The following is a 23635-nucleotide window of genomic DNA, read 5'->3' as shown; positions in this document are numbered from 1 at the left end:
GCCTGCGGCTCGGAACCATGACGGATTTCACGACCATTCTCGACTGCCTGGAAAAAGCGTCCCGGTCGAAGGAGCGCGACGCCGGGCCTCTACGTCCGCCGCCCATCGGGGCGATTCTCCGCGAGGAGGCGCGGCCCTCGCCGCCGTCCGCTGCGGATCGCGCGGCCCGCGTCTGCCGCGCCTATGGCGTCGATCGCGCAGAACCGCGGGAAGCGCCGTCACAGCCCAAACCCGCTCGGCTACCCGAGCGCGAGGACGTTCTCGCCGAACTCCTGCGCGCCGAAGGCTCGCCCGCAAAGCTCGGCGCGCTGCGGCGACGGCTCGCCTGGGCCTGTCATCCCGATCGGCAGGAGAAGTCTCGCGCCCGGCAGGCCGAACGAATGCTCGCGGAGTTCAATGCGCAAATCGATCAGGCGATCGCGCGCGCCGCCGCGAGACGTTGATCAATCGCCGACGATGACGCCGCCGGCGGTGACGAGCGCCCATTTTTCTCCGCGGCGCTCGAGCGCAGCGACGCGGCCGAGCCCATCGACGACATCGCCCGGCGAAACTTTGACGATCGCGGTCGGAGTCTGCAGCAAAGCGACGCCGGAACGCACGCTGAGCAGAGAGAAGCCGGGAACGCCGGTCTCCGATTGCGGCTCGCCGATCGAGCCGACCGGCGTGTAGTCGACCGGCCCCCGCTGATCGGCGAGCTGGGTCTGGATTCGCTTTGCGGCGATGACCGTCGGGCGACTGTAGATCGCGAGATGCTCGAGGCCCGCGAATTGCGGCCGACGCTCCACATCCGAGATCATATAAGCGGCGAAGGCCGTCGAAACGACGGCGAGACCGACGCCCGTCGTGCGCAGCGCGAGCTCCCCGAACTCGCGCGCGGGGCGCGGCGGCGACGCGCGGCGCTCGGCGACGAAAGGCGCCGACGCGACTTTCGGCTTCCTGCTCGGCAGCTTGCGGCGGGTCGAATCAAAGCGAGATATCGGAGCGTCAACCATGCGATCCTCCCTCGAATCGATGAACTGGATATGGATAGCTCAAAAACGCGCGAAGTTGAATCGCCTCGCGAAAATTCGACAAGCTTCGGGAAATGTTGGGCCGCTAGCTATCGCATCCGACGCGAGACGCGCGTCGACGGCGTAAATTCGGCGCCGCAGAGCGAGACGGCGAATGATGCGGCCGAGTTCCGTTCGACAGTCCGGAGCGGGCAGACGGTGAATTGATGCGTATCGACCAATCGTCGGATCCCATGGACGCGCTGCCGATCGGCTTGGCGAAGCTCACGAGGCTCGCTTTCGCCGGCGTCGATTTGAGCCGCGTCGCCGGCCGCCTGCTCGGCATGTGCGAGCAATATCCCGACCACGCCGGCGCGCTGATGGATCTCGCCGTCATCGATCAGCTCGAAGGAAATCTCGCGATCGGACTGAAGCGGCAGGCGATGGCGCTCACCAAGCAGCGCGTGTTCCGCAGCACCTGCTGCGGCGCCAATCCGCGGCTGCGCGTTCTCGCCTTCGTCGCCGCCTCCGACATCGGCGCCAACACGCCGCTGGAGTTTCTGCTGGAAGGCTCCGACATCGCTCTGACGATGGTCTATGTGATGCCCGGTCGCGAGCTGCCGAGCGCGCTGCCCGATCACGATCTCGCTTTCGTCGCGATCGCCGCCACGAGCCCGAACCGTCGCCTGCTCGCCGAACTCGAAGATTTGCTCGCCCATTGGCCGACGCCGGTCGTCAATCTGCCTGGCCGCGTTTCAATGCTCGAGCCCGTCGAGCTCGCCGCCAATCTCACGGAAGCCGGCCTGCGCACGCCGATTTTGCGCCGCGTCCCACGCGACGAGCTGTGCGCAGTCGCGGAGTCGTGCGCCGCCGAGTTGCGCTATCCGATCGTCATCCGCGCCGTCGAACAGCGCAATGAGCGTGGCGCGGAAAAGGTCGACACGCCGATCGGGCTCGGCCTCTATCTCGGCAAGCGATCGGATCGCTTCTATCTCGTTTCGCCTTTCGTCGACTGTCGCGGACAGGACGGCCTCTTTCGGAAGATCCGGCTGCTGTTCATCGATCGTCGTCCCTACGCTTGTCACCTCGCAGTGTCGGAGGGCTGGAACGGCTCTTATGTCGACGCCCGAATGGAAGCGGACATGCGGCGGCGACGGGAAGAAGAACATTTCTTCGCGACCTTCGACACGGATTTCGTGACGCGCCATTCGGCCACGCTCGAAGCGCTGGTCGAATGCGTCGGCCTCACCTATTTCGGAGTGGATTGCGCGGAGACGAAGAGCGGCGAGTTGGTCGTCTTCAAGGTCGACCATACGCTACTGGTCCACGACATGGACCCGGTCGACGTCTTTCCCTACAAGCCGCCGCAGATGCGCAAGATATTCGACGCCTTCGCCTCCTACCTGCATCGCGCCGCAGGCTAGCGGCCACGGCCGAAACGCGCGGCGAAACGAGAGATTGGAGACTCTCCGCGCTTGAATGTGAGCCGGGAAGATCGAAAGCCGACGCACGCCGAGCGCGAATGCGCTCAGCGTGACGCCGACTCGCGGCGTGGACGACAAAAATCGCGCGAGGCGTCGGTCCAAGCGCCGAATCCGCTGGCGACCATATTCGCGATCACTGCGCATACGTAGCTCTTTTGCGCCGACGCATTTTTGGGGCCGGCGTGATAGCGGGCGACGGCGGCGGTCCAGCTCCCTTCGCTCTTGTGGAGATTTCGGAGGAAGCGCGCCGCATAATCGACATTGGCGCGCGGATCGAACATCGCCTCCACGCTCGCAAATCGAGCGCCATGGTAGTGATGGTTCACCTGCATACAGCCGATGTCGATGAGCACGGCGCCCAACCGCCGCGCCGCGAGAAAGCGCATCATCGCCTCGCGGAAATCCGCGCTGAACACCGCTCGCCCTTCGACATTCATCGCGAAAGCGTTGAGCCCGTCTTTCTGGCCGGTTTCGGTGAGCGCCACCGCATAGAGCACGGCGAGAGGAACCGCATTCTCATTGGAGGCGCGGATCATCTCCCTTTCGCAAATATTGGAGGCCGGTCGGCTATCGGCGCGCGCGTCACAGATAGACGTCGTCGCCGCGACGAGCAGCGACGCGCCGAGGCTCCCCATTCGGCGTCGAATCATTCGCCTCGCCGCTGGCGCTCTGCCTGCGATCTCCGCCCTGTCCGCCATGGCCCACTCCCTGTCGATCGACGCTCTGCTCGTCGCGTCCGGCGCCTGTTCCGCTCGATTGCGCAAAGGCGGCCCCGCTATCCGACGCCGCTTGCGCAGCTCCGCCGCCCGCGACGTTCTGACCGATCTGAATCGTGCAGGAATCGACCGTGCAGCCGGACGACTGCATCGCCTCGACGAGGCGATCGCGCGTCGCATCGAGCCGATGCAGCGCCTCTGTCGATTCGACGCTGATGCGCATATCGATTCCCGAATGCGCGAGCTTCATTTTGACCGTAACCGCGCCCAGAGAAGCGGGCTCGAGCTCGATCGTCAGAATTTTCGGCGCGCCGACATGACGCTGCGCTTCGACAATGGGAGCCGCGCTTGCGGCCGCTGTCGCGGGCGCAGACGAAGCGGAAGCGAGAAGGCTGCGCGCCTGCGGGATGAGCAATTCTACGAAAGCGGTCGGGAGCTGCGTCGACGGGGCGAAGATTGCGAGCGTTCCGATCGGTTCCGGCGCCGAGACATTCGATGTGTCGGGCTGCGCGGGCGAGGCGCTCGTCGGCGCCTGAACGTTATTCTCCACATCGTGAGCCGCGGATCTCACATCGACGTTCGACCCGCGCCGGTCGCTCGTCTCAGCGAAAAAGCGCCGCTCGGACTGGCGGCCACGGTCCGACGACGGGTCTGCTCCGGGAGCGCCGATGGGCGGCGCAATGCCGGCTAGGGACGGTGAGACCGGCTGCGCGGCGTCCGACGACTTCGACCTGGAATCATGGCCCGAAGCGCGGTCGGTCGACGATGACGTAGCCACACGATCATTGCTCGGCGCGACGCTCATCGCACCGACAGATGCATCGGTCGCGAGAGACCCGCCATGGATTTCGACAGATGACGCCGGCCGCGATTCCAAAGCCGAACGAATCGACGGAGTTTGCATGAGCCGCGATGCGGCGGAGCCGAGCGCCCGACCGTCATCGACCTGCGCCGACGATCGCCATTCCGGCCGCGCCGGCGAATCGGACAAAGGCGCCTCGGAAAGGCCCAGCTCGTCGATCTCGATCTCTGTCACAGCGGATGCAGATCGCGCGATCTGCGAAGAACGATCGCCGATCACGCTCGCAGAGGTCGCGCGCGGCGGAGGCGATATCCCGATTTGCGTCGAACGTTGATTCACGGCGACGGAGCCGAGCGAAGCAAGAACGGCGCGGTCCGCCACGCCAATCGAATCGATAGGCGTCGAGAAGGCGCGATCGTCGCCCGTCGGAACGGCGAATGGCGATGCCGCAGCGTAGAATCGTGGAGACGCCGCTTCGGATTGCGAGGCGAGATCCTCGAATCTCGTTTGCCGGGTGGTGGGCGACGTCATGGCTTCGCCATCCGTCGCCGTCTGCGCCGATCGAGGCGCGGCGGTTGCGCTCGCGGCGACCATCGGCTCGCTCGACCGGAAAGCGGCCGCTGGCGGCGGCTGCGCGGCCGGATCGGCCTGCGCCGTATCGAGCGGCGTCTCGACCGAAGGTCGATTGTTTTGCGACGTCGCGATGCGGCGCGAATCACGTACAGAGGCAGCGCTCGCGCTATCGTCTTTGGCGGCCTGCGACGGCAGAGGCGCGCTCTCGAACGGCTGCAAGGCCGCGCCGCTTTGCAAATGGCGCGACGACGCACTGGCGATCGCTTCTCGATCCGCTGCTCCAACGTCGATGGCGTACGGATCCTCTGTGGCTCGCACGGATCGTTCGTAGGAATGCGGAGTCGGGCCGATCGCCATCTTCACATTTGGGCCGACAGCGGCATCGACGGACGCCGTCGCCATGAACGATTTGCGCTCGAGCATCGCGGCGCTCCGATGCGTCGGCGTCGCCGCCTCGGCCGATGCGCCGCGCAGATCCGTCCTCGTGATGAGATCGGCTCGATCATCGCCGGCGGAAAGAGCATCCCCTCCTCTCGCGGTCGCGACATTCGTCGTCGCCGACGCCGTCCTGACAGGCGCGTCATTTCCCGTGCGCCTGTCGGCCATGTCAGCAATGCGATTGGGCGCTATCGCTCCGACAGACGTAAATGCGGTAGATGCGCCGCTCTCTGCGCCGGGGGCCATGAGAATGGATTCGCTCGCGTCGGCGCGGGTCGGCGCAACCTCGTCGGTCGAGGATTCGGCGTCGGATCGCGCCGGAGCCGATCGCGAGCTCGAAGGCGACCAATCGATATCGAAAGGCGGAACCGCCGCGAAAGCTCGCATTTGCAGTGGCGCATTGCTCGGCGTGTCAGTGGCGACGGCTTCCGACGCGGGCCGACGATCGGAACGATCGTCGGCGCCCTCGGTCGTCGCGCCATTGGAATCGGCCTTCGCCGTATGAGCGGCGGGAGCGTTTCGCTCGTCGAGATCGGATAGAAGCGACGCGAATTGACTCGCATCGGCGCCATCGGCGTCGCGTGGGGCCGCCGAAGCGGCGTCGGCATGGCGGCCGAGCAGACGTCCCGTCGGCAAATTGGGGAATAGAGCGTCGAAGCTCATCGGCGCGTCGCCCGCTGGAGCAGCGCATCGGCGTCGCTCAATGCCTGTTGCGCGCCGCGTTCGATCGTCGATTCGGGACGCGCCGCCTCGAGGGCCGGCGCTGTCGGCGCGGCGGAGGAAACGCCCTCCGACTCGCCTCGAAGCCGGCTGATCGCGGCGGTCACGATATCGCGGACCTCGACGTCGGCCGCCGGCAGCATTTTCGGATCTATTTTTTCGAACTCCACTTCCGCTGTCTCGAAATCGCCCGCGAGACCGGCGAGCGCAGCGCGGTAGAGCTCGACGCGCGCACGCCCGACCGGAGAATCGGCGAGCGGTCCTGCATATTGTGTCTCGATCGTCGCCAGCGCGACGCGGCCGCTCAGAATAGCTTGACGCGCGACTCCCATATGGGTCTCGAAGCGCAAAGCAGGCGAGGCTCCTTTCAGCAACGCTCGAAACTCTCCCAAGCGGGAATTGTCGCCGATCGCGGCTGCGCGCAAGGTCGCGGCGCGCATCTCGTCCCAATAATTGCGGGCGAACGGCGACTTCGCATATTGCGCGCCATAGCGGCGTCCGAGCACCAGAAATTTCACCGGGTCCTTGGCCGCGTCGACAATCGACATCTCGCGACGCAACGCCGCTTCTTCAACGAGCGAGCTCGGCATCAGCAGACGCGAAAGATCGAACAGATCGCGCGCCTTTGCTCTGTCCGTCGCAATCAACAATCCGCCCTGGATCAAAGCGAGATGCGCGGCGAGCGTGTCGCCGAGCGAGCGTGCGTCGATCGGCGTCAGTAGCTTGGCGGCCTCCGCGTTACGTCCTTCCGCATAAGCGACCGCGCCGGCGACCAGCGGCGTGTCGGCGGCAGGAACGAGCTGCGCATCGAGAACCTTACGAATCGTCCGGGACGGCCCTCCGCAAAAGAGAAAAATGGCCGCGGCGGCGGAATTGCTTCTTTCCTTCCAAGATTCGGCGTCGAGAGAGGAGACGAGCTGCTCGATCCGCTCGATCTGCGCGGGAATCGCGCCGCGGGCGCCGGCGGCGCCCTGCACCATCGCCCCTTGCAGCGTGTTGAGCGCACGCACCTGCTCGGTGAGCTCGCCTGCATCGGCGCAGAATGAGAGACCAAGAATCAAGCCGGCGGCGAGAACTGCGCGCGCAGAGGTCCTCAACGATCGCTCCTGCGCAGCAAAATTTCGATACGGCGATTGACCGCCGCGAGCGGCTCTTTGGGGGTCTTCGGCCGACGGTCGGCGTAGCCCGCGATCTTCACCACGCGCTTTTCCGGGAGCCCGCCCCGCACGAGCATGTAATAAGCCATATTGGCGCGATCGGAAGAGAGTCGCCAATTATCATAGGCGGCCGATTTATACGATCGCCCGTCCGTATGTCCGCGCAGCTCGATTTCGCCGCTCTGCTTGGCCAAGAGCTGGCCGATCTTTCCGATGATGCGCACAGCCTGCGGCCGGGGCTCGACCGAGCCCACCGCGAACATCGAAAAATTGGCGTCATCGGTGAGGCTGATGAGCACTCCCTCCTGAGTCTCGGTCACTTCGACATGCGGCATGTCGCGCAGAGCGGCGGCCTCGGTCTTGACGACCTTTTCGACCGCGGCCCTCATGCCCGCCGCAGCGGCTTCGCCCTTCTTGTCATCGACGGACGGCGGCGCTGCGAGCGCCGCGCGTTGCGAAGGCGCCGAGGATTTTGAGCTGCCGCGCGGAGTCGAAGCAGCGGGCTTCGGGCGCGGCGCCTCCACAGGCTCGGCGGATATCGATTTATCGGGCGATCCATTGTCCTCGACGCGCTCTTCTACATAGCCGACGCCATGCGCGCTGCGATCGAAAGGATCGCCGAAGGACGAAGCCTGCGGTGATTTGCGGTCGATCTCATCGAGCGTCGACATCGGGTCATAGAGGAGCGCAGCCTCTCGCTGCGGACTGCCCTTCTCCGCGGGACCGGGCGGCGCGGAAGCGATCGCGCCCTGGTCCGGCGCAGTGCTGGACTGCTGGCTCTTGCCCTGGCCGGCCTCGGCCGGATCCCGCAATCCCTTATGCGCCGGATTAGAGTCGATGAGCTGCACAGGATTGAAATATTGAACGATCGCCGCCTTGGTTTCCTTCGAGGTCGAATTGATGAGCCACATAACCAGAAAGAAGGCCATCATTGCGGTCATGAAATCGGCGAAGGCGAGCTTCCAGACGCCGCCGTGATGACCCTCTTCCTCCTCCCCGTGCTTCTTGCGGATGAAGATGATCTCGCTTTCCTCGTGATCGCTCATGCGGCGTCGTCCCCTTCGCGCAGCTGCGCCATCCAGTCGCCGAGGCGGGTTTCGATCGTCGTCGTATCGAGGCGCGCGCGCACGTCGACGCCTGTGACGTCGTCGATCTTGGTGGCGATATCCTCGCTATGCAATTTCGTGCAGATTGCTTCGAGCAAATCCACGGGCCCGCTCAGATGGACCACTGGATTTTCGCGATCTGCGATCAAGACTCGTAATGTCTCTATGAGGCCGGCCAGCATCCGCTCTCGGATCTCGCGCACCACGAAAGGCTCGAGTATGTGCTCGACATCATCGCCGATGCGCGCGGAGAAACGGCTCAACGCGTCTCGAAAATCGCGAGCGAGCTTTTCGCCCTCCTCACGCGACCAGCGGCGACGCTCCTCCTCCAAGCGCTGGGCGAAGGTTGCGCGCTCGCGCTCGATTTCTTCATCGAATTGGAGCTCGGCGGCCGCTCGCCCCTCCTCGAGCAATTGCTCCCGCAGCTCATCGGTCAGCCGCGGCCACAAATCTTCCGGCTCGGCCTCTGGGATTTCGAGCGCCGGCTCCGGCTCTACGACCTCTAGCGCGAGCGCGAGCGGAGGCGGTTCGGGCGCGATGATCGTCGGCGGCTCGTCGAAGCGCGGGAGATAAAAGGCGACCGAGCGCGCCATCAGACGCGTCCCTCCGCATACATCCATTGCTTCAATATCGCTACAGCCTGCATCTCATCGGCTTCGATCAACTGCTCGAGCCGTTTCTGCTGAGTGAATTTTCCGTGCTCGGCGATGTCTTCGATGAGACCTGTGTCGACGGCCGCGGCCATTGTGAATTCCGGCGCTTCGAGCGGCGTGAAGGGCAGTTCCACCGCATTATCCATATCGAGCATCGGCGCCGCATCTTGGGCGAGAGCCGTCGCCGGCGTCTCGGCGAGCAAAGCGCGCGACGCTGGACGCAGACCGAAAACGACGAGCATCACTGTGACGGCGATCAGCGCAAAGGCGTTGATGACCGAGCCGAGCTGATGGGTGAGCGCGTCGGCCCAGCCCGGCGCCTCGACCGGGCCCATGTCGTTCTCATTCGGCATGAAGTCGACGGCCGAGACCTTGACAGTGTCGCCACGCTCCTTGCGCAGGCCGGCCGCGGTGGAGACCAATTGCTCGATCTCCTTGATCTGCCGCTCGATGGCTTCAGGCTTGGGTCCGTCTTTGCCCGGCCCGCCGAGGCTCGCGCGATTGACCAGCACCGCGATCGAAATGCCTTCCACCGTATAGCCGCCGCTCACCGTGGTGATCGTCTTGGACGAGAGCTCGAAATTGGTGAGCTCTTCGTTTTTCTTGTTCTCGTCGTTGGACTGCTTTCCCTCGGAGGCGGATGGCTTGTTGTCCTGCGGAATGTTGCGGTCCGCGCCGGCGGCGCCGGTGGTGCTGTTGTTCTGCGACGTCGAGTTCTCCTTGACGACGCGCACCGATCGCTCGACCCGCGATTCGGGATCGAAGATCGTCTCATTTGTCTGCTTGCGATCGGTGTTGATGCGCGTTCGTACGCTGACCTGGAAATTAGACATGCGCAGATAGGGCGTCAGCGTGCGACGGATATTGTCCTGAATGTCCTTGGCGACCGTGCGCTCCAGCGTCAGCGTCTTGCTCGGCACGGCGTCGTTCTCGTCGCCGGCGGAAGTGGTGAGCAGCATTCCGTCGGTGTTGAGCACCGTCACCTGATCGACCGACATGCCGGGAATGGAGGCGGCGACAAGATGGCGTATAGCGTGCGCCGCCTTCGAATCGTCCGGACTCTCGGTACGAATCACGACAGAGGCGGAGGGCGGCTGCTTGGCGCGGCGGAAGGAGCCCTCGTCGGCGAGTACGATATGGACGCGCGCCGCCTTCACTCCGCGAATCAGCTGAATGGTGCGGGCGAGTTCGCCCTCGAGCGCGCGAATGCGCGTGACCTCTTGCATGAAAGAAGTGAGGCCGAGCGATCCGACCTTGTCGAAGAGCTCGTAGCCCGCATTGGCGCTCTGCGGAAGGCCGCGTTCGGCGAGCATCATGCGCGCCGGCGCAGTCTGACCATAATGGACGGAGACGGCGTTGCCCTCGGGATTGATATCGAAAGGAATGCCGCTCGACTTCAATGCGGCGCCGATACGGCTCACATCCTCGCGATCGAGGCCGGCATAGAGCACTTCGAAATTCGGACGCGAAAGATAATAGGCCCCGACCCCGGTCACCGCCAGGACGAGGACGAAGATCATGGCGAGGGCCGCGAGCTTGCGGGGACCAAGTCCGAGCAGATTGTCTCGCAGCTGATTTAGGCGGTCCATTGGGGCGTTTCATCGGGTTGACGCGATGTGATGGCCCAATGTGCCGCCTGTGGCTTGTGCGAACTTTGCCGAGCGTCTCACCTGAAAGGAGCGAGGGCCTCGCCGGCCGCGGCAAGGCCCTCGCTCGAATGCTCGCCAGCGGTCACTGGAAGAGCTTGAGGATGATCTGGCTGTTCTGGTTCGCGATCGACAGGGACTGAACACCGAGCTGCTGCTGCGTCTGTAGCGCCTGCAGGCGCGTCGACGCCTCGTTCATATCGGCGTCGACCAGCGAGCTCACGCCATTGGTGAGCGCTTCGTTCAGCGTCTTCACGAAGGCCGCTTGGCCAGTGATCGTCGTCTGCGTCGCGCCGATCTGGGCGCCGTATTTGGTGAGATCCGAGATCACCTTGTCGGCGTTGGTCAACGTATCTCCGAGAACCGAGCTCGAGGCGACGTCCGTTATCGACAAATTGGTGAAATCCGTCGCAGCCGACGCTCCCGTGCCCTGAGCGGCTTCGAGAATGCCGGCGCCGGCCGCGACAGCGGGCGAAGCGCCGCCGCCGCCGATCAGCGCAGTCGCGGTGAGATCGATCGTGTTGAGAGCCGAGGCCGTCGCGCCGCCGCCATCGGTGTAGGAGGCGATGAAGGCGAAGGAGGATTGCGAGCCGTCGAGGATATTGAGCCCGTTGAAGCTCGCCGAGGTGACGATGCTTCGGAGCTGATTGCTGAGGCCGGTGAGGCTCGTGCCGATCTTGGCCGTATCGGCGCCGGGCTGCGCCGCCTGCGCCACCGCCGATTTGATGTTGTTGAGCACGGAGATCGCATTGGTGACGGCGGTCTGAGCGATGTTGAGAAGGGACGAACTCACCGACATCGAATCGCCGATCGTCGACAGCACGCCCTGATCGGACTTCATCGTCTCGGCGATCGACCAGGTGGAGGCGTTATCGGTGGCGCTCGAAATCTTGAGACCGGTCGAGACTTCCTTCTGCGTGCTCGCGAGCGCTTGCTGCGTCGAGCGAAGCGATTGAAGGGCCGTGATAGCCGAGGCGTTAGTGAGAATGCTGGACATGACTCATCGATCCCTTTTGGGGTGGAACTAGTGACGAAAGGCATCCCGGAATTTCACCGGCTCGACGGAAACGGCATCATGCCTTTGGGCTCACGAGCCCTATCCGAAGCAGTCAACGGCGGAGCGCCGGCGCATCGCGGGAGCCGATCCGCTCGACGACGCATCGAAACCAGCGCGGTCTCGACGGCTACAGCACAGCCTGCACGATCGTTAACCTAACTAGATAACCTTAACAAAGGTCTAAGCGAGCGGAGCCTTCACCCTGCGCAAACGACAAAAAGCCGCGCCCCGAAGGGCGCGGCTTCCAATGAATTGAGGAGATGTAGGAAGGCGACGGATTACTGGAACAGGCGCAGGATGATCTGGCTGTTCTGATTGGCGATCGACAGCGACTGGACGCCGAGCTGCTGCTGCGTCTGCAAGGCCTGCAGGCGGGTCGAGGCCTCGTTCATGTCGGCGTCGACCAGTGAGCTGACGCCCGCCGTGAGGCTTTCGTTCAGCGTCTTGACGAAGGCGGCCTGACCATTGACGCTGCTCTGCGTGGCACCGATCTGCGAGGCGTATTTCGTGAGATCGGCGATCGCCTTGTCGGCGTTGGACAGAGTGTCCGTAATCGTCGCGCTGGAAGAGACATCCGACGAGGAAAGGCTCGTGAAGTCCGTCGCCGCCGTGGCGCCGGTGGCCTGAGCGACCTCCAATATGCCGGCGCCGGCCGCGACCACGGGCGAGGCGCCGCCGCCGCCGATCAGAGCGGTGGCGTTGAGGTCGATCGTGTTCAGGGACGAAGCCGCAGTGCCGGATCCGTCGCTATAGGACGCGATGGAGTTGAAAGTGCTGCGCGAGCCATCGAGCAGGTTCAAGCCGTTGAAATTCGCCGAGGTGACGATGCTCTTGAGCTGGTCGCTGAGGCCGGTGAGGCTGGTGCCGATCTTGGCCGTGTCGGCGCCGGGCTGAGCGGCCTGCGCGACCGCGGATTTGATGTTGTTGATCACCGATATGGCGTTGGTCACCGCCGCGGTGGCGACATTCAGCACCGAGGAGCTGACCGACAGCGAGTCGGTGATAGTGGAGAGAACGCCTTGGTCCGATTTCATCGTCTGGGCGATCGACCAGGTGGAGGCGTTGTCCGTGGCCGAGGAAATCTTCAGGCCGGTCGAAATCTCCTTCTGCGTCGAAGCGAGAGACGACTGGACCGAGCGCAGCGACTGGAGAGCGGTAATGGCGGAGGCGTTGGTCAGAATGCTGGACATGACTCGTCGATCCTTGGATGAGGTGAACGCGACATCCCGGAAATTCACCGGCTCGACGGAAGCGGCATCATGCCTTGGGCGCCCTCGCCCTATCCGAAGAACTCTGTCGACGGCGCGTCTGCGGTCTCGCAAGGCCGCGCCGGACAATCGGATATTACACGCGAGGCGAAGGACCGCCACAATTCGCAGAAAATGCGATTAACGAAGGCCTAACAGGGAGTTGTGCCGGCGGAGCCGGGCGCAGCGCGCGCACCTATGAATAGGATCGAATAAGGCTGCCGACGAGCAGATTCCACCCGTCGATCAAAATGAAGAACAGCACTTTTATGGGAAGCGAAATGGCTGTCGGCGGCAGCATCATCATGCCCATCGACATTGTGATGACGGCGACGATCATATCGATGACGAGAAATGGCAGGACGATGAGAAACCCGATCTCGAAGCCGCGGCGCAGCTCCGAAATCATGAAGGCCGGGGCGAGCACTTGAAGTCCGAGCTTGTCATAGTCGGCGGTGGGCGCTTTGTCCTTGGTGAGATTCTCGAACAGCTTGATGTCCTTGTCGCGGACATTGGCGATCATGAAGCGTCGGAACGGCTGCGAAATCTTCTCGAACGCCTCGACCTCGGTGATCTTATTGTCCATCAATGGCTTAAGTCCGTCCTTCCAGGCCGCGTCGAAGGTCGGCGCCATGACGTAGAAGGTCATGAACAAGGCGAGGCTGATGAGAACGAGATTGGCCGGCGTGCTCTGCAGCCCCAGTCCGCTACGCAGAAACGACAGCGCAATGGCGAAGCGAGTGAAGCTCGTCACCATTATGAGCAGACCGGGCGCAATGGAGAGCACCGTCAATATCACGAGGAGCTGCACGATCCTCCCGCTCGCCGAGCCCCCTCCGGAAGGCAGCAGAGCGTTGAGATCGAGCCCCTGCGCAAAGACGGCCGTCGGCGCGAGCAGAAGAATGAGAATCGCAGCCGCGCGCTTCATTGAACGACCAGCGCTTGAATAATGACCTCCTGAATATGTCCCTCGGAACGGATCGCCGCCCGATCTGTCAGATCTTCATGCAGCCGCCGCAGGCCGTCGGAGCCCTCGAGCGAGGCGAGCGTCATCGTCCGCAAAAAAGCGACAATGTCCGCGGTCACCTGCGAGATCAATATGTCGGGCTGCGGCACGGCTTGGGAATCATAGACGATGGACGCCTGCAGCCGCACCCAGCCGGTTTCCGGCGAAGCCAGATTGGTGACGATCGGCGCCAGCTCCTTGAGCTTCATCTTCGCCTGCCCCGCCCCATCTTTCCCGCCATCGCTCTGCGCCACGGCGCCATGTCCGCCGCCATGTCCCTTATCCGCCGGCTCGGCGCTCTTTTTCGGCGCCGAGGACTCATGCTGCGGCTCCACCGCCGGTGATTTGGCGGTCGCCGCCGGATCGCCCGTCAGCGTAAAGCCGAGAAAGCCGCCTCCGCCGGCGCCCAGCGCCGTCGCCACAATGAGCGCGAGCGCCAGCTGCCCAGAGGAGGACGATTGTGAATCGGCGGCGGTGGTGGAGCCAGGTGGCGCGGCCAAATTCCCCTCCCTGTCTCAGAACGGCGCGAATATGTCATAGGCCTGCTGGCCCCATGCGGGCTGCTGGACCTCCGACAATCTGCCGCGTCCGCCATAGGAGACGCGCGCCTCGGCGATTTTGTCGTAAGAGATCGTATTGTCCTTGCCGATGTCGCGCGGTCGCGCAATGCCGGCGATCGTCAGCACGCGCAGCTCGTAGTTGACGCGAATCTCCTGCGATCCGCGCAGCATGAGATTGCCATTGGGCAGAACCGCGGTGACGACCGCGGCGACCGAAAGGCGAATCTGCTCCGACCGATTGATCGACCCCTGCCCTTGAGTCGAGCTGCTCGACTGCAGATCATTATTGACCGAACCCGTCCATTTTCGTTCGGGCGGCGTCGAAGACGCGCCGGCGAGGAAATCGAACAGAAACGACCACGTCGTCTTGACCTTGGCGTCGCGCGAGCGATCCGTCGAATTGCCGAGCACGGCCTTGTCGTCCATCGAAATATTGACAGTCACGACATCGCCGACCGCCATCGCCCGAACATCGCGATAGAGATTGACTCGGTTGTCGTCGAGGCGCATTTGCGGCCCGAGCGCCGACGGCCGCGTTGCGCCCGTCGGCAGCTGATCATCATAGGACGACAGACCGCTGCCGACGGGACTCATATGCGGCTCGCGCCCTATGTCGCGCGGGTCGGTGGCGCATCCGGCGAGCGCAAGAACCGAACCGATCGCCATGCCCAGTCTCTTCATTGCTTCTTTCCGCCGCCGACGAGACTCGACAATGAGGCCACCTTTTTGGTCAGCAGGACCGCGCGGGACGCCTCCATCTCGTTGAGAATCGCGCTGGACTGCTTGGGTTGCAGCCGCATCAGCATGGCCGCCGCCATGTCTTCTTCCATATTGGCGAATTGCGCCGCGGCGGCTTCCGGCCGCATACGTCCATATATAGACACCAGCCGCTCATCGGTCTGCTTGAGCAGCGTGTCATAGCGATCCAGAACCTCCTGCAGCTCGGCGCGTTTGGCTTCGAGATCGGCGGTCCGCTTGGCGATTCGCTGCTCTATGTCGAGCAGCTCCTTCTCCTGCCGCGCATTGCGAGCCGCGCCCGCAGCGGCTGCGACGTCGGCGCAATATTGACGCGCATCGGGCGCCGGCGGCGCGACGCGCGCTTCGCGCACGCGCGGCGCCTCCTCTTTGGCGCTCGGCTCCGCCTTTTTCTGCTCCGCCCCGATGGCGAAGGCGCAGGAAACGAACGCTGTCGCCACGACGAGCGGAAGCGCCTTTCGCAAATTTGACATTGGCTTGGCTCGACGTCGATCTTTGACGAGCACAGGCTGCCCGATCCACCTTGCGTGTGGCTTGCACCGCGCCAGATCGACGAGCGCGGCGCGGACTCGCGCTCGTAAAAGAAGCATCGCTTTATTTGGTTACTATTTCGTTGACGCCGCGGAATCGATGCGGCTAAGTAGTCGCTATAGTGATTCGCGCAAATTGCCAGGGCGAGACGCATGTCAAGGGGACGGCAATGTTCATAATCGTCGATGAGCGTGAACTGGTGACGAGTGGGTATGCGCGCCACTTCGGCCAGGAGGGAATCTCCTCGGCGGGGTTCTGTTCCGGGCAATTCATCGATTGGGTCGACTCCGCCGTCGAGACGGACATGCTCGCCGTCGAAGCCTTTTTGATCGGAGAATGCCCGGAGCGCGAAGAGCTGCCGAAGCTCATTCGCAAACGCTCCCAAGCTCCCGTGATCGCGATGAACGAGGCGCCGTCGCTCGAGCAGACGCTGGGACTGTTCACGGCCGGCGTCGACGATGTCGTGCGCAAGCCGATTCATGTGAAAGAGATTCTCGCGCGCGTCTACGCCATTCGGCGCCGCGCAGAAACGCGTCGCGATCATGCGGTCGTGGGGCCGATGCAGGTGTTCTTCGACGGCCGAGATCCACTGGTGCGCGGCGAGGCTTTCAACCTGCCGCGCCGTGAACGCAGAATTCTCGAATATTTCGTGATGAATCGCGGACGCCGTCTGACCAAGTCGCAGATATTCAACGCCGTCTACGGGCTCTTCGACGATGTCGTCGAAGAGAATGTCGTCGAAAGCCATGTGAGCAAGCTACGGAAGAAGCTGCGCGCCCGCCTCGGCTATGATCCGATCGATTCTCAACGCTTCCTAGGCTATATGCTCGTCGGTTGAAGCGTCTTTTCGAAAGTCGTCCCCCCCTGAAGGCTCGGCCGGCGTTTCGCCGCCGAGCCTGCTTTCGTTTGGTTCTAGTGTGGGATATCGTCCTTCGGGACAAAGGCGAAGCTTTTGACCAGTGTCTCGCGAACGAGTTCCGCGCCGAGGCGCTGATTGATGCTCTTGGTGAGTTCCCTGGTCAACGAATTGAGATCGTATTTTTCGATTCGTCGAAAATCGAGGCTATTATCGGCATAGAGGCGGCGAAACGCCTCATCCATCACATAGCTGTCCGCATCGACTGCGCCGCCTCCACTGCCGTGCGACGTGTTCGAGGCTTCCACGACATAAGCGAATTCGGCGGAAATATAGCCTTTCAGCATTCCATCCGAAATAATCGGAACCGTGATCGGCTTGACCTTTTTGACTTCGAGCTTTTCGACATGCGCCGCGGGCTCCGCCGGCGCGCTGCGATGGGATTTCCAGTAGGACGCCCCGAAGGTCGAAGCCAACGTGACCACACAGGCCCAAATTCCGATCAACACCATACGCATCATCGACGGGGCTCCAATTTCAACGTTCCGCCGACGACCTTGTGGAATAGGTTCCGTCGGACTCCGACATTTCGATCGTGCAGATCATTATGCCCGCGATCTCTCTCATAGCGCGCAGGCGGCGTTCCAGCAGCTTCCCATTCTCGACGAGCGTGGAGCGCAGGCTTTCGATCTTCGCTTCGATCGCCGAGGAACGCGGCGCCGAATAGGCGCGCGACGCACGCGAGAATTCCAAAAGCGCGTGAGTCTTGCGCGCATTGAAGTCCTCGAAGTCCACGTTGGCGCGCGATCGCAGCGCGTCGCTCTCGCGCTCGATGACGCGCGTCAACCGATCCACGCAGCTGATGAAGGCCGCGCGCCTCGCCTCCTGAGCGTGGTCGTTCCGAAAACCCGCTCCACTCACTTTTTCTTCGCTATGCCGATGCCCAGCCATTTCCTTGATCCATTCGAATCGCGTCCCGACCCTAGTCGTCGACGCACTCACTAAGTTTTCGTTCTTTCCGCCCGCAACGCTAAATCGTGATCGAGCAGCTTGCGTAGACCGAGTCCGCCCGCCTTCGCGATCTGATCGCCGATTTGTTCCGCGATCATGGATCGCCAGACGTCGCCCGCCGTTCCGCGACCAAAAAATCCTCCTTCCGACTTCGGAAGAATCGCCTCGAGCGAGGATTGAATTATGAAGGCCTCGAATTTCTGTGTCGCGTCGGCTGAACGAATGTCGCGCGACGCCGTCGCGGCGGCATCGATCATGACCGGCCTTGCAGTGATTGTCGGCGTCGCCGTCGAAGACGCATCACGACGATCTGCAACGAGCGTCGCGAAACCGTCGACCGAATTCGGCGTCGCGTTGGAAATCTCGCTGAGGCGCGCCACGGCCGCATTGCGACGCGCGGGCTCTGCAGCCTTGGCGACTTCGGTCACGAGGTCGGTAGCGGGAAAGATCGACATGGATCTCCAATCCTTCGACGTCGGATCTCATATATGAGAAGACTTACGGCGCGCTGAAGTCGCGCTGCGTCGCGTAATGTTCGATGACCTCATGAAGCTCCTCGAGTTCCATGATACGATCTCGCTCCATCTGTGCATCCGCGACGAGCCGCTCCGCCTGCTTCACGCGCTTGGCCTGCTCCAACGTGACCTCAGTCTGCCGATCGACCTCATTGCGCAGATCCTGTTGCTGACGGATGTTGGCCTTCAAGCGTTGCAGAACGACTTCCGGAAAAAGCGCGATCAAGTTTCGATTGCCGTCGAGACATTCGACAATACGCGCTTCCTCAGCCTTCAGTTCCCGCGCCTTGCGTTCAAGCCGCGACAATCTCCCGACCTCTATGCGATGCAACTGCTCATGCACCGCGAGAATTCGTCGTTGATTTTTCCAATTCATCGCCCTTATCCCGACAAGAGCCAAGCGCCGAACGCCGACGTGAATGCCGTGAAGAAATCGTCCGCCATCACATAAAACCAATAAATGCCGAGCGCGATCAGCAGAGGCGTCGAAACGAAATACACCGGCACCGATGGAGACATTCGATTGAGAAAGCCGAAAGCGAGATTCACGATAAATCCAAACAGCAGAAACGGGCTGCTGATCCGCAGCGCGAGAAGGAACGCCTGCGACAGAGCCTTCATATACTCCCGCAACATTCCATCCGTCGCTATTCCATCCCTGACTGGTATCGCTGTATAAGATGCAAATAGCCCGCGGATCATTTCCCAATGCTGGTCGAGCACGAAGACGAGAGTCGTGGCTCCGAGCATAATGAACGAGCTCATCGCCGGAAGCTGCTCCGCCTCCTCCACCGAAGCTCCCAATATGTTGCCGAGGCCCGTCGTCATCGCCGCCGCTGTGGTCATTGTCTCCAGCGCAAAGAAGAAAAGGCGCGCCATCGAGCCGATCAGCGCGCCGATGAAGAGCTCACCGAGCAGCACGAAGAGCACGCCCGCCGGCGTCGCTTCGACCACGACGGGCGCCACGGCCTCCGAAAGCGCCGGAGCCAGCGCGAGCGTCACGGCGATCGCAGTATAGAGCCGCGCACGCACGGGAATCCGCTGGCTGGAAAATCCAGGTATGGTCATGATGCAGGCGCCTATCCTGCAAAACAGCACGAACAGCGTCGTGACGACGTCCGTGAGACTCATCGTCACGCAATTGTCCCGAGCGATTTGATCTCCACGCCGCGAGCGATTTCGAGATGCGAAAGAACCGGAAGCGCAGCGAACAGGCGACCGATGATCATCTTAACATAAGGACGCGCCTCCGGCGTCGTCACCACGGCAAAAATGTCCCCCCGCTCGATCCTTTCACGAATCGCTGCGGCAGCCTCCTGACCAAATTGCTCGATGAGCGATGGCTCGGCGTTGAATTCGACGATTTCTCCCTTTGCGTCGCGACGGAGACTCTCGTGGAAAAATAAATCCCAACGAGCGCCGAGTCGCAGAACGCTCAACGAACCGTTCACCGCTATCTCTCCGCAAATCTGCGGCGCGAGGCGCGTCCGGACATGCTCGACGATCGGCTCTGCACGACGCGCATAGGGCGCGACTTCGCCGACCGCCTCGAGAATGAGATCGAGATTGCGAATTGACACGCGCTCGGCGAGCAGCAGCTTGAGCACCGAATGGAGGCCTGAATTGGAGATGAGATTTGGAACCATTTCATCGATCAGCTTGCGGTACTCCGGCTCGAGGCGATCGAGCAACATACGTGCGTCGCGATACGACAGCAGCTGCGAGAGATTATTGCGCAGCACTTCGGAGAGATGCGTGAGCAGCACCGAGATCGGATCGACGGGCTCGAAACCTTCACGCCTCGCCTCCGCCACCAGCGCGTCCGGAATCCAAAAGGATTTGAGACCGAAGGCGGGATCCACCGTCTCGTCGCCCGGCAGATCGGGCTGACGTCCCTGCCCTACGATGATGAGATGTTGACCGAGCTGCAGTTCCTGCGTCGTGACGACCGTACCGTGAATCTTGATCTGATAGCTCTTCTGCTTCAATGCGAGATCGTCGGTAAGCTTGATCTCGGGTATCACGAAGCCATATTGGCGAGCGAAATTTCGACGCATCTTGCCGACACGATGCGCGAGCTCGTCCTGTGACATCAAGAGACGGGCGGAAAGCTGCTTGCCGAGGCACAGCTCGACGCCCGGCGTCTTCAAGTATTCACGGATCGAGTCCTTGGCTTCCGCCTGAGTCCGCTTGTCGTCTTCGGCCTTTTTCGCTTCTTCGGTGGCGCGCAGCTTGGCCGCCTGCTTCGGCATCGAATAGGCGACGAAGGCCATAGCGCCTCCGAGCATCATGAAAGGCGTGAGCGGCAACCCCGGCATCAAGGCCAGCACGAACAGCAAGGACGACGCGACATATAGCGCTTTGGGATAATTGCCGAGCTGCCGAACGATATTCTGCTCGGTCGATCCGCGCGTGCCGCCTTTCGACACGAGAAGACCCGCCGCCAAGGAAACGATGAGCGCTGGGATCTGTGACACCAGACCCTCGCCGACCGACAGCTTGGTGAATACGTCAGCGGCGCTCGACAGCGGCATTCCATGGCGCGTGACGCCGATGACAATGCCGCCGAAAATATTGACAGCGAGAATGACGAGACCAGCAATGGCGTCGCCGCGAACGAATTTCGATGCGCCGTCCATCGAGCCGAAGAAGGAGCTCTCCTCTTCGAGCTCCCGTCGCCGCAGCTGCGCTTGCTTCTCGTCGATCAACCCGGCGTTGAGGTCCGCGTCGATCGCCATCTGCTTGCCGGGAATCGAGTCGAGGGTGAAACGCGCGCCGACTTCGGCGATTCGCGTCGCGCCCTTGGTGATGACGAGAAAATTGACTGTGACGATGATCGCGAACACCGTCAAACCGATGACGAAGTCTCCGCTCATCACGAGCTTGGAGAATCCGGCGATGATATAGCCGGCCGCCGCCGTTCCCTCGGCGCCATGCCCGAGGATGAGGCGCGTCGTCGCGATGTTGAGCGACAGCCGCAATATCGTCGCGACGAGAAGAATTGTCGGGAACGCGGAGAATTCGAGAGGTTTCTGGATCCAGAGAGAGACCATCAAAATCAGCACTGCGAGCGCAATGGAGAATGCGAGACCCATATCGATGAGAAACGGCGGAATCGGCAGAAAGAAAATGCATAGGATGAAGATGATCGCCAGAGCGAATCCGACGTCCTTCGCACGTCCCTCCGGTGCGGCTCCAACCAATGCGACGTCCGTCATAGAATTGTCCCCTGCAGCGCCTCGCGTCCCGCGACGTCGCGGGAGCGGTCGCGCTCAGAATCCCTTCTCGATGCGAGAATACGCGTACTCGGTGAATGCCTGAATCTGAGCGCCGACAAATGGCGCCGATAGCCCCAGAGCGACAAAGATCACAATGATCTTCGGCACGAAGGTCAAGGTCATTTCCTGGACCTGAGTGAGAGCCTGGAGGAGCGCGATAACGATGCCGACCGCCATGGCCGCGCCCACGATCGGACTCGAAACGACGAGCACGGTGAAGATCGCGCGCTGCATGATTTCGAGGGCGTCGGCCTCGTTCATTCGCGCACCGTGACACCGGCGTCGAGGGAAATGGTCGACCCGTCAGTGAGCGTCGCGGTTGCTCCGGAACTCGATGTCGAGACCGAAGCGACGACGCCGGACGTCGATCCGTCGGTGGACGAGACTGTCTTGCCGATCAACGAGCTCGCCTGGGTGAGCAAATTGGAGTTCAGGATCGAAGTGAGCGTCGTATTTGTTTTGACTGCCTGCTCCACCGACGAAAACGATGCGAGCTGGGAAACCGTTTCAGTCGCATCCATCGGCTCGGTCGGGTCCTGATACTTCATCTCGGTGATGAGAAGCGTCAGAAACTGATCATAGCCCAACGTCTGCGTCGAGCTGCTGGTGGAGGATGTCGTTGTCGAACTGGACGTCGCGGTCGCATTGGTGATGGCTGTCGTCGAAGACACAGTCACGGTATCGCCTCCTCAGGCTGCTTTGCCGCTGTCCTGCGTCGAGCTCGGATTCAAAATCTCCGATTCGAGTGGGAACAGCGTGCGGATTGTCTTCAACGCGTCGAACATGCGCTTGTCGTCGACATATTTGGCGACGAGCGCCAGACCGTTGAGGATTCGCGGATCGGGAAAGACGGTGTTGAGCGAAGCGAGCATACCGCGGCACATGTCGATCGCCGCCGCGGCGTCATTCGGCGACATGAGCATCAGCTGCACCACGAAATAGAGCTGTCGTAGCGGCGATGTAGCGTCCTTTGCCTGCATCACGTGATTTTCGAGCAGAAACGTCACGTCATTGAGAAGCTCGATGCAGACTTTCCGATCGGCGCGAATGACCGCGCCATTTAGATAGAGCTTTTCGCCCCGCCGTAACGAAATGTTCATGCCGCCCTCAGCTCAGCCCATCGGCGATCATCTGATTGATTTCGATGACCCCGTCGAAATTGTCCGACCTACCGCAGTCGATCGCTTCGAGCTCGCGCAAAATCCAGAGGCCGATAGAAATGAGCGAGGCGCGAAGCGCTTCCGGAAGCGCATTCCCATCGCTGCCGAGGTCTTCGATGAACACCGTCCAAATTCGCCGCATGTTCGCCGTCGCCTCGAATGACTCGCTGCTTCTCACGCCTTTGACCTTGGCGACGGCGAGTAGCCGGATCGCGCGTTCGAGCAACGCGCGTTCGCGATGCCGCGCAGCGGCGGGAGATTCTTCTACCGTCTGAGCGTAGACATTACGATACATGCGATTCTCTTCGGGTCATTCGTGCGCTCAGATATATTTCGACAGAGTCAGCTGTTGAATCTTTCCCGTCAGCGTATACGAGGTCTCGAGCTGAGTGGTGAGATTGTTCAGCCGCGTCGAAGCCTCGAACGGATCGACGTTTTCGAGCGAGCCGATCTGCGTCGCGATCATATCGCGTTGCGCCGACAGCGATTCATTCGCGTCTGATACGCCCTTTTGCATCACGCCGACTTTTGCGCGCAATGTCGTCAGTCCCGAAATAGCGTCGGACATTGCCACCGACGCCGTTTCGAGAATCTGCCGATAGGCCGAACTGCTCATCGTTTCGACGCCGAGATCGGCGACCATCGTATAGGCCTGCGCGATTTTTCGCAGCGCTGCTTCATTCGCCGACACGGATGTTTCGGAAGTCTGCGATAGAGATATCCTATTCTTCGTGGTCTCATCCGTCGCGCTGGACCAATCGCTGCTCCAGGACGTCGACGAGAATAGATCCGCGAATGGCCCGGACAGGAATGTCTGGATCTGCTGATCAGTGATAGAGGCGGCGCCGGCGTCTCCCTGGGCAACTCCGAAAGCGCCGAAAAACGCCTGATCGACGGCCTGTTTCGCCGTCGATGGCGGATCGGAGAAGTAATCTGAAAGCGGCGCCACATCAGTGTTGACGCCTCCGAAAATCTGCACCCCGTCGACGCTGGTGTCGAGCGTGGAAATCAGCGACTTCAAGCCTGTCTCGGCATAGCCGCGTATGGTGCCGGGATCGCTTCCGGCGGCGGATTGCGCGCTGATCAACGTCTCGAGAAAATTCTGCGCGGTGCTCGCGATGGAACTCAACGCCGTATCAGTCGCGCTGAGGCGCGTCGAGACGACATTATTGCTGGCTGTGAGCGCCGCGAGATCATCGGAGCGAAAGCCATAGGCATAGTCCCGTTGAATCGCAGCGCCGAGACCAAGACCAAGGTCTGCGATGCGTCCGGTCGAGACTTCGGCCTGAGCTTTCGACAATTGCGTCTGAACGTCGAGAACGGACCGCCTCAGCGCATTGGTGAGCGTTTGGGTCGATGTGATCGAGACCATTT

Annotated in this window: 28 protein-coding genes; 5 read left to right on the top strand and 23 right to left on the bottom strand. The window is 62.1% G+C overall.

Features of this window, described 5'->3' with window-relative positions:
- Positions 1–17 precede the first annotated feature (17 nt).
- Positions 18–443, top strand: coding sequence for a hypothetical protein (locus tag KP010_RS16860; RefSeq protein ID WP_216281233.1), 426 nt, complete (start codon positions 18–20; stop codon positions 441–443).
- Here KP010_RS16860 and KP010_RS16855 read toward each other — a convergent pair whose 3' ends face one another.
- Positions 444–992 carry a hypothetical protein gene (locus KP010_RS16855; RefSeq protein WP_216281232.1) on the bottom strand — a complete coding sequence of 183 codons (549 nt, stop codon included), beginning with the start codon at positions 990–992 and terminating at the stop codon, positions 444–446.
- A gap of 224 nt (positions 993–1216) precedes the next feature.
- Here KP010_RS16855 and KP010_RS16850 point away from each other — a divergent pair, with 224 nt between their 5' ends.
- Positions 1217–2413, top strand: coding sequence for a hypothetical protein (locus tag KP010_RS16850; RefSeq protein WP_246659782.1), 1197 nt, complete (start codon positions 1217–1219; stop codon positions 2411–2413).
- A gap of 104 nt (positions 2414–2517) precedes the next feature.
- On the opposite strand, the gene KP010_RS16845 is transcribed toward KP010_RS16850, so the two are convergent.
- From KP010_RS16845 to KP010_RS16790, 12 genes are all read right to left on the bottom strand, one after another.
- On the bottom strand, positions 2518–3108 hold the full coding sequence (locus tag KP010_RS16845) for a transglycosylase SLT domain-containing protein (protein WP_142862326.1): 591 nt from the start codon (positions 3106–3108) through the stop codon (positions 2518–2520).
- Positions 3056–5665: a flagellar hook-length control protein FliK gene (locus tag KP010_RS16840; protein ID WP_142862256.1), complete on the bottom strand. Its 2610-nt coding sequence runs from the start codon at positions 5663–5665 to the stop codon at positions 3056–3058. Before KP010_RS16840 ends, KP010_RS16845 begins: the two co-directional genes overlap by 53 nt.
- Entirely contained in the window at positions 5662–6819 is a 1158-nt protein-coding gene (locus KP010_RS16835; RefSeq protein ID WP_142862255.1) for a hypothetical protein, read from the bottom strand. Before KP010_RS16835 ends, KP010_RS16840 begins: the two co-directional genes overlap by 4 nt.
- Complete coding sequence (locus tag KP010_RS16830; RefSeq protein WP_142862254.1) at positions 6816–7925, bottom strand: flagellar motor protein MotB; 1110 nt, start codon at positions 7923–7925, stop codon at positions 6816–6818. Before KP010_RS16830 ends, KP010_RS16835 begins: the two co-directional genes overlap by 4 nt.
- Entirely contained in the window at positions 7922–8578 is a 657-nt protein-coding gene (locus tag KP010_RS16825; RefSeq protein ID WP_142862253.1) for a hypothetical protein, read from the bottom strand. Before KP010_RS16825 ends, KP010_RS16830 begins: the two co-directional genes overlap by 4 nt.
- Entirely contained in the window at positions 8578–10227 is a 1650-nt protein-coding gene (gene fliF, locus KP010_RS16820) for a flagellar basal-body MS-ring/collar protein FliF (RefSeq protein ID WP_142862252.1), read from the bottom strand. Before fliF ends, KP010_RS16825 begins: the two co-directional genes overlap by 1 nt.
- 142 nt (positions 10228–10369) lie before the next feature.
- Positions 10370–11281, bottom strand: a complete 912-nt coding sequence (locus KP010_RS16815) for a flagellin (RefSeq protein ID WP_108916831.1) — start codon at positions 11279–11281, stop codon at positions 10370–10372.
- 338 nt (positions 11282–11619) lie between these two features.
- Positions 11620–12531, bottom strand: coding sequence for a flagellin (locus KP010_RS16810; protein ID WP_108916832.1), 912 nt, complete (start codon positions 12529–12531; stop codon positions 11620–11622).
- 253 nt (positions 12532–12784) lie between these two features.
- On the bottom strand, positions 12785–13516 hold the full coding sequence (gene fliP / locus KP010_RS16805) for a flagellar type III secretion system pore protein FliP (protein WP_108916833.1): 732 nt from the start codon (positions 13514–13516) through the stop codon (positions 12785–12787).
- Positions 13513–14094, bottom strand: coding sequence for a flagellar basal body-associated FliL family protein (locus tag KP010_RS16800; protein ID WP_142862251.1), 582 nt, complete (start codon positions 14092–14094; stop codon positions 13513–13515). The genes fliP and KP010_RS16800 overlap by 4 nt, the downstream gene beginning before the upstream one ends.
- A 15-nt stretch (positions 14095–14109) precedes the next feature.
- Positions 14110–14835: a flagellar basal body L-ring protein FlgH gene (flgH, locus tag KP010_RS16795; protein WP_142862250.1), complete on the bottom strand. Its 726-nt coding sequence runs from the start codon at positions 14833–14835 to the stop codon at positions 14110–14112.
- Positions 14832–15383: a MotE family protein gene (locus KP010_RS16790; protein ID WP_142862249.1), complete on the bottom strand. Its 552-nt coding sequence runs from the start codon at positions 15381–15383 to the stop codon at positions 14832–14834. The genes flgH and KP010_RS16790 overlap by 4 nt, the downstream gene beginning before the upstream one ends.
- A gap of 227 nt (positions 15384–15610) precedes the next feature.
- On the opposite strand from KP010_RS16790, the gene KP010_RS16785 reads away from it, so the two are divergent.
- Positions 15611–16279 (top strand): response regulator transcription factor, encoded by a 669-nt coding sequence (locus KP010_RS16785; RefSeq protein ID WP_108916882.1) that lies wholly within the window; start codon positions 15611–15613, stop codon positions 16277–16279.
- Positions 16280–16353: 74 nt separating this feature from the next.
- On the opposite strand, the gene KP010_RS16780 is transcribed toward KP010_RS16785, so the two are convergent.
- From KP010_RS16780 to KP010_RS23390, 3 genes are read right to left on the bottom strand one after another with little or no spacing between them, the layout of a single operon-like run.
- Positions 16354–16818 (bottom strand): flagellar basal body-associated protein FliL, encoded by a 465-nt coding sequence (locus KP010_RS16780; RefSeq protein ID WP_246659777.1) that lies wholly within the window; start codon positions 16816–16818, stop codon positions 16354–16356.
- Positions 16819–16834: 16 nt separating this feature from the next.
- Complete coding sequence (locus KP010_RS16775) at positions 16835–17248, bottom strand: hypothetical protein (RefSeq protein ID WP_142862248.1); 414 nt, start codon at positions 17246–17248, stop codon at positions 16835–16837.
- Positions 17249–17298: 50 nt separating this feature from the next.
- A complete protein-coding gene (locus KP010_RS23390; protein ID WP_370464684.1) occupies positions 17299–17565 on the bottom strand; it encodes a rod-binding protein in 267 nt (88 codons plus the stop codon).
- Between KP010_RS23390 and KP010_RS22835 the strand changes: the two genes are divergently transcribed.
- On the top strand, positions 17531–17800 hold the full coding sequence (locus KP010_RS22835; protein ID WP_246728821.1) for a hypothetical protein: 270 nt from the start codon (positions 17531–17533) through the stop codon (positions 17798–17800). The two genes, KP010_RS23390 and KP010_RS22835, sit on opposite strands and share 35 nt — an antisense overlap.
- Positions 17801–17854: 54 nt before the next feature.
- Positions 17855–18274, top strand: a complete 420-nt coding sequence (locus tag KP010_RS16765) for a hypothetical protein (protein WP_216281230.1) — start codon at positions 17855–17857, stop codon at positions 18272–18274.
- Here the strand turns inward: KP010_RS16765 and fliR are convergent.
- Genes fliR through KP010_RS16730 form a run of 7 tightly spaced genes read right to left on the bottom strand, consistent with a single transcriptional unit; the run spans position 18205 to position 23633 of the window.
- Positions 18205–18954: a flagellar biosynthetic protein FliR gene (fliR, locus tag KP010_RS16760; protein WP_142862324.1), complete on the bottom strand. Its 750-nt coding sequence runs from the start codon at positions 18952–18954 to the stop codon at positions 18205–18207. The genes KP010_RS16765 and fliR overlap by 70 nt on opposite strands.
- Before the next feature lie 2 nt (positions 18955–18956).
- Positions 18957–21041 carry a flagellar biosynthesis protein FlhA gene (gene flhA, locus KP010_RS16755; RefSeq protein ID WP_142862245.1) on the bottom strand — a complete coding sequence of 695 codons (2085 nt, stop codon included), beginning with the start codon at positions 21039–21041 and terminating at the stop codon, positions 18957–18959.
- Positions 21042–21095: 54 nt separating this feature from the next.
- Entirely contained in the window at positions 21096–21362 is a 267-nt protein-coding gene (gene fliQ, locus KP010_RS16750; RefSeq protein WP_142862244.1) for a flagellar biosynthesis protein FliQ, read from the bottom strand.
- Positions 21359–21778, bottom strand: coding sequence for a flagellar hook assembly protein FlgD (gene flgD / locus KP010_RS16745; RefSeq protein ID WP_166141796.1), 420 nt, complete (start codon positions 21776–21778; stop codon positions 21359–21361). The genes fliQ and flgD overlap by 4 nt, the downstream gene beginning before the upstream one ends.
- A 12-nt stretch (positions 21779–21790) precedes the next feature.
- Positions 21791–22201 carry a flagellar biosynthesis repressor FlbT gene (gene flbT / locus KP010_RS16740; RefSeq protein WP_142862243.1) on the bottom strand — a complete coding sequence of 137 codons (411 nt, stop codon included), beginning with the start codon at positions 22199–22201 and terminating at the stop codon, positions 21791–21793.
- Positions 22202–22208: 7 nt separating this feature from the next.
- Complete coding sequence (gene flaF, locus KP010_RS16735; protein ID WP_108916846.1) at positions 22209–22556, bottom strand: flagellar biosynthesis regulator FlaF; 348 nt, start codon at positions 22554–22556, stop codon at positions 22209–22211.
- Positions 22557–22583: 27 nt separating this feature from the next.
- On the bottom strand, positions 22584–23633 hold the full coding sequence (locus tag KP010_RS16730; protein ID WP_216281228.1) for a flagellar hook-associated family protein: 1050 nt from the start codon (positions 23631–23633) through the stop codon (positions 22584–22586).
- Positions 23634–23635: the final 2 nt, after the last annotated feature.

It is taken from the genome of Methylosinus sp. KRF6 (assembly GCF_018887255.1).
GTDB lineage: Bacteria > Pseudomonadota > Alphaproteobacteria > Rhizobiales > Beijerinckiaceae > Methylosinus > Methylosinus sporium.
This window is presented reverse-complemented; position numbering and strand designations above follow the sequence as displayed.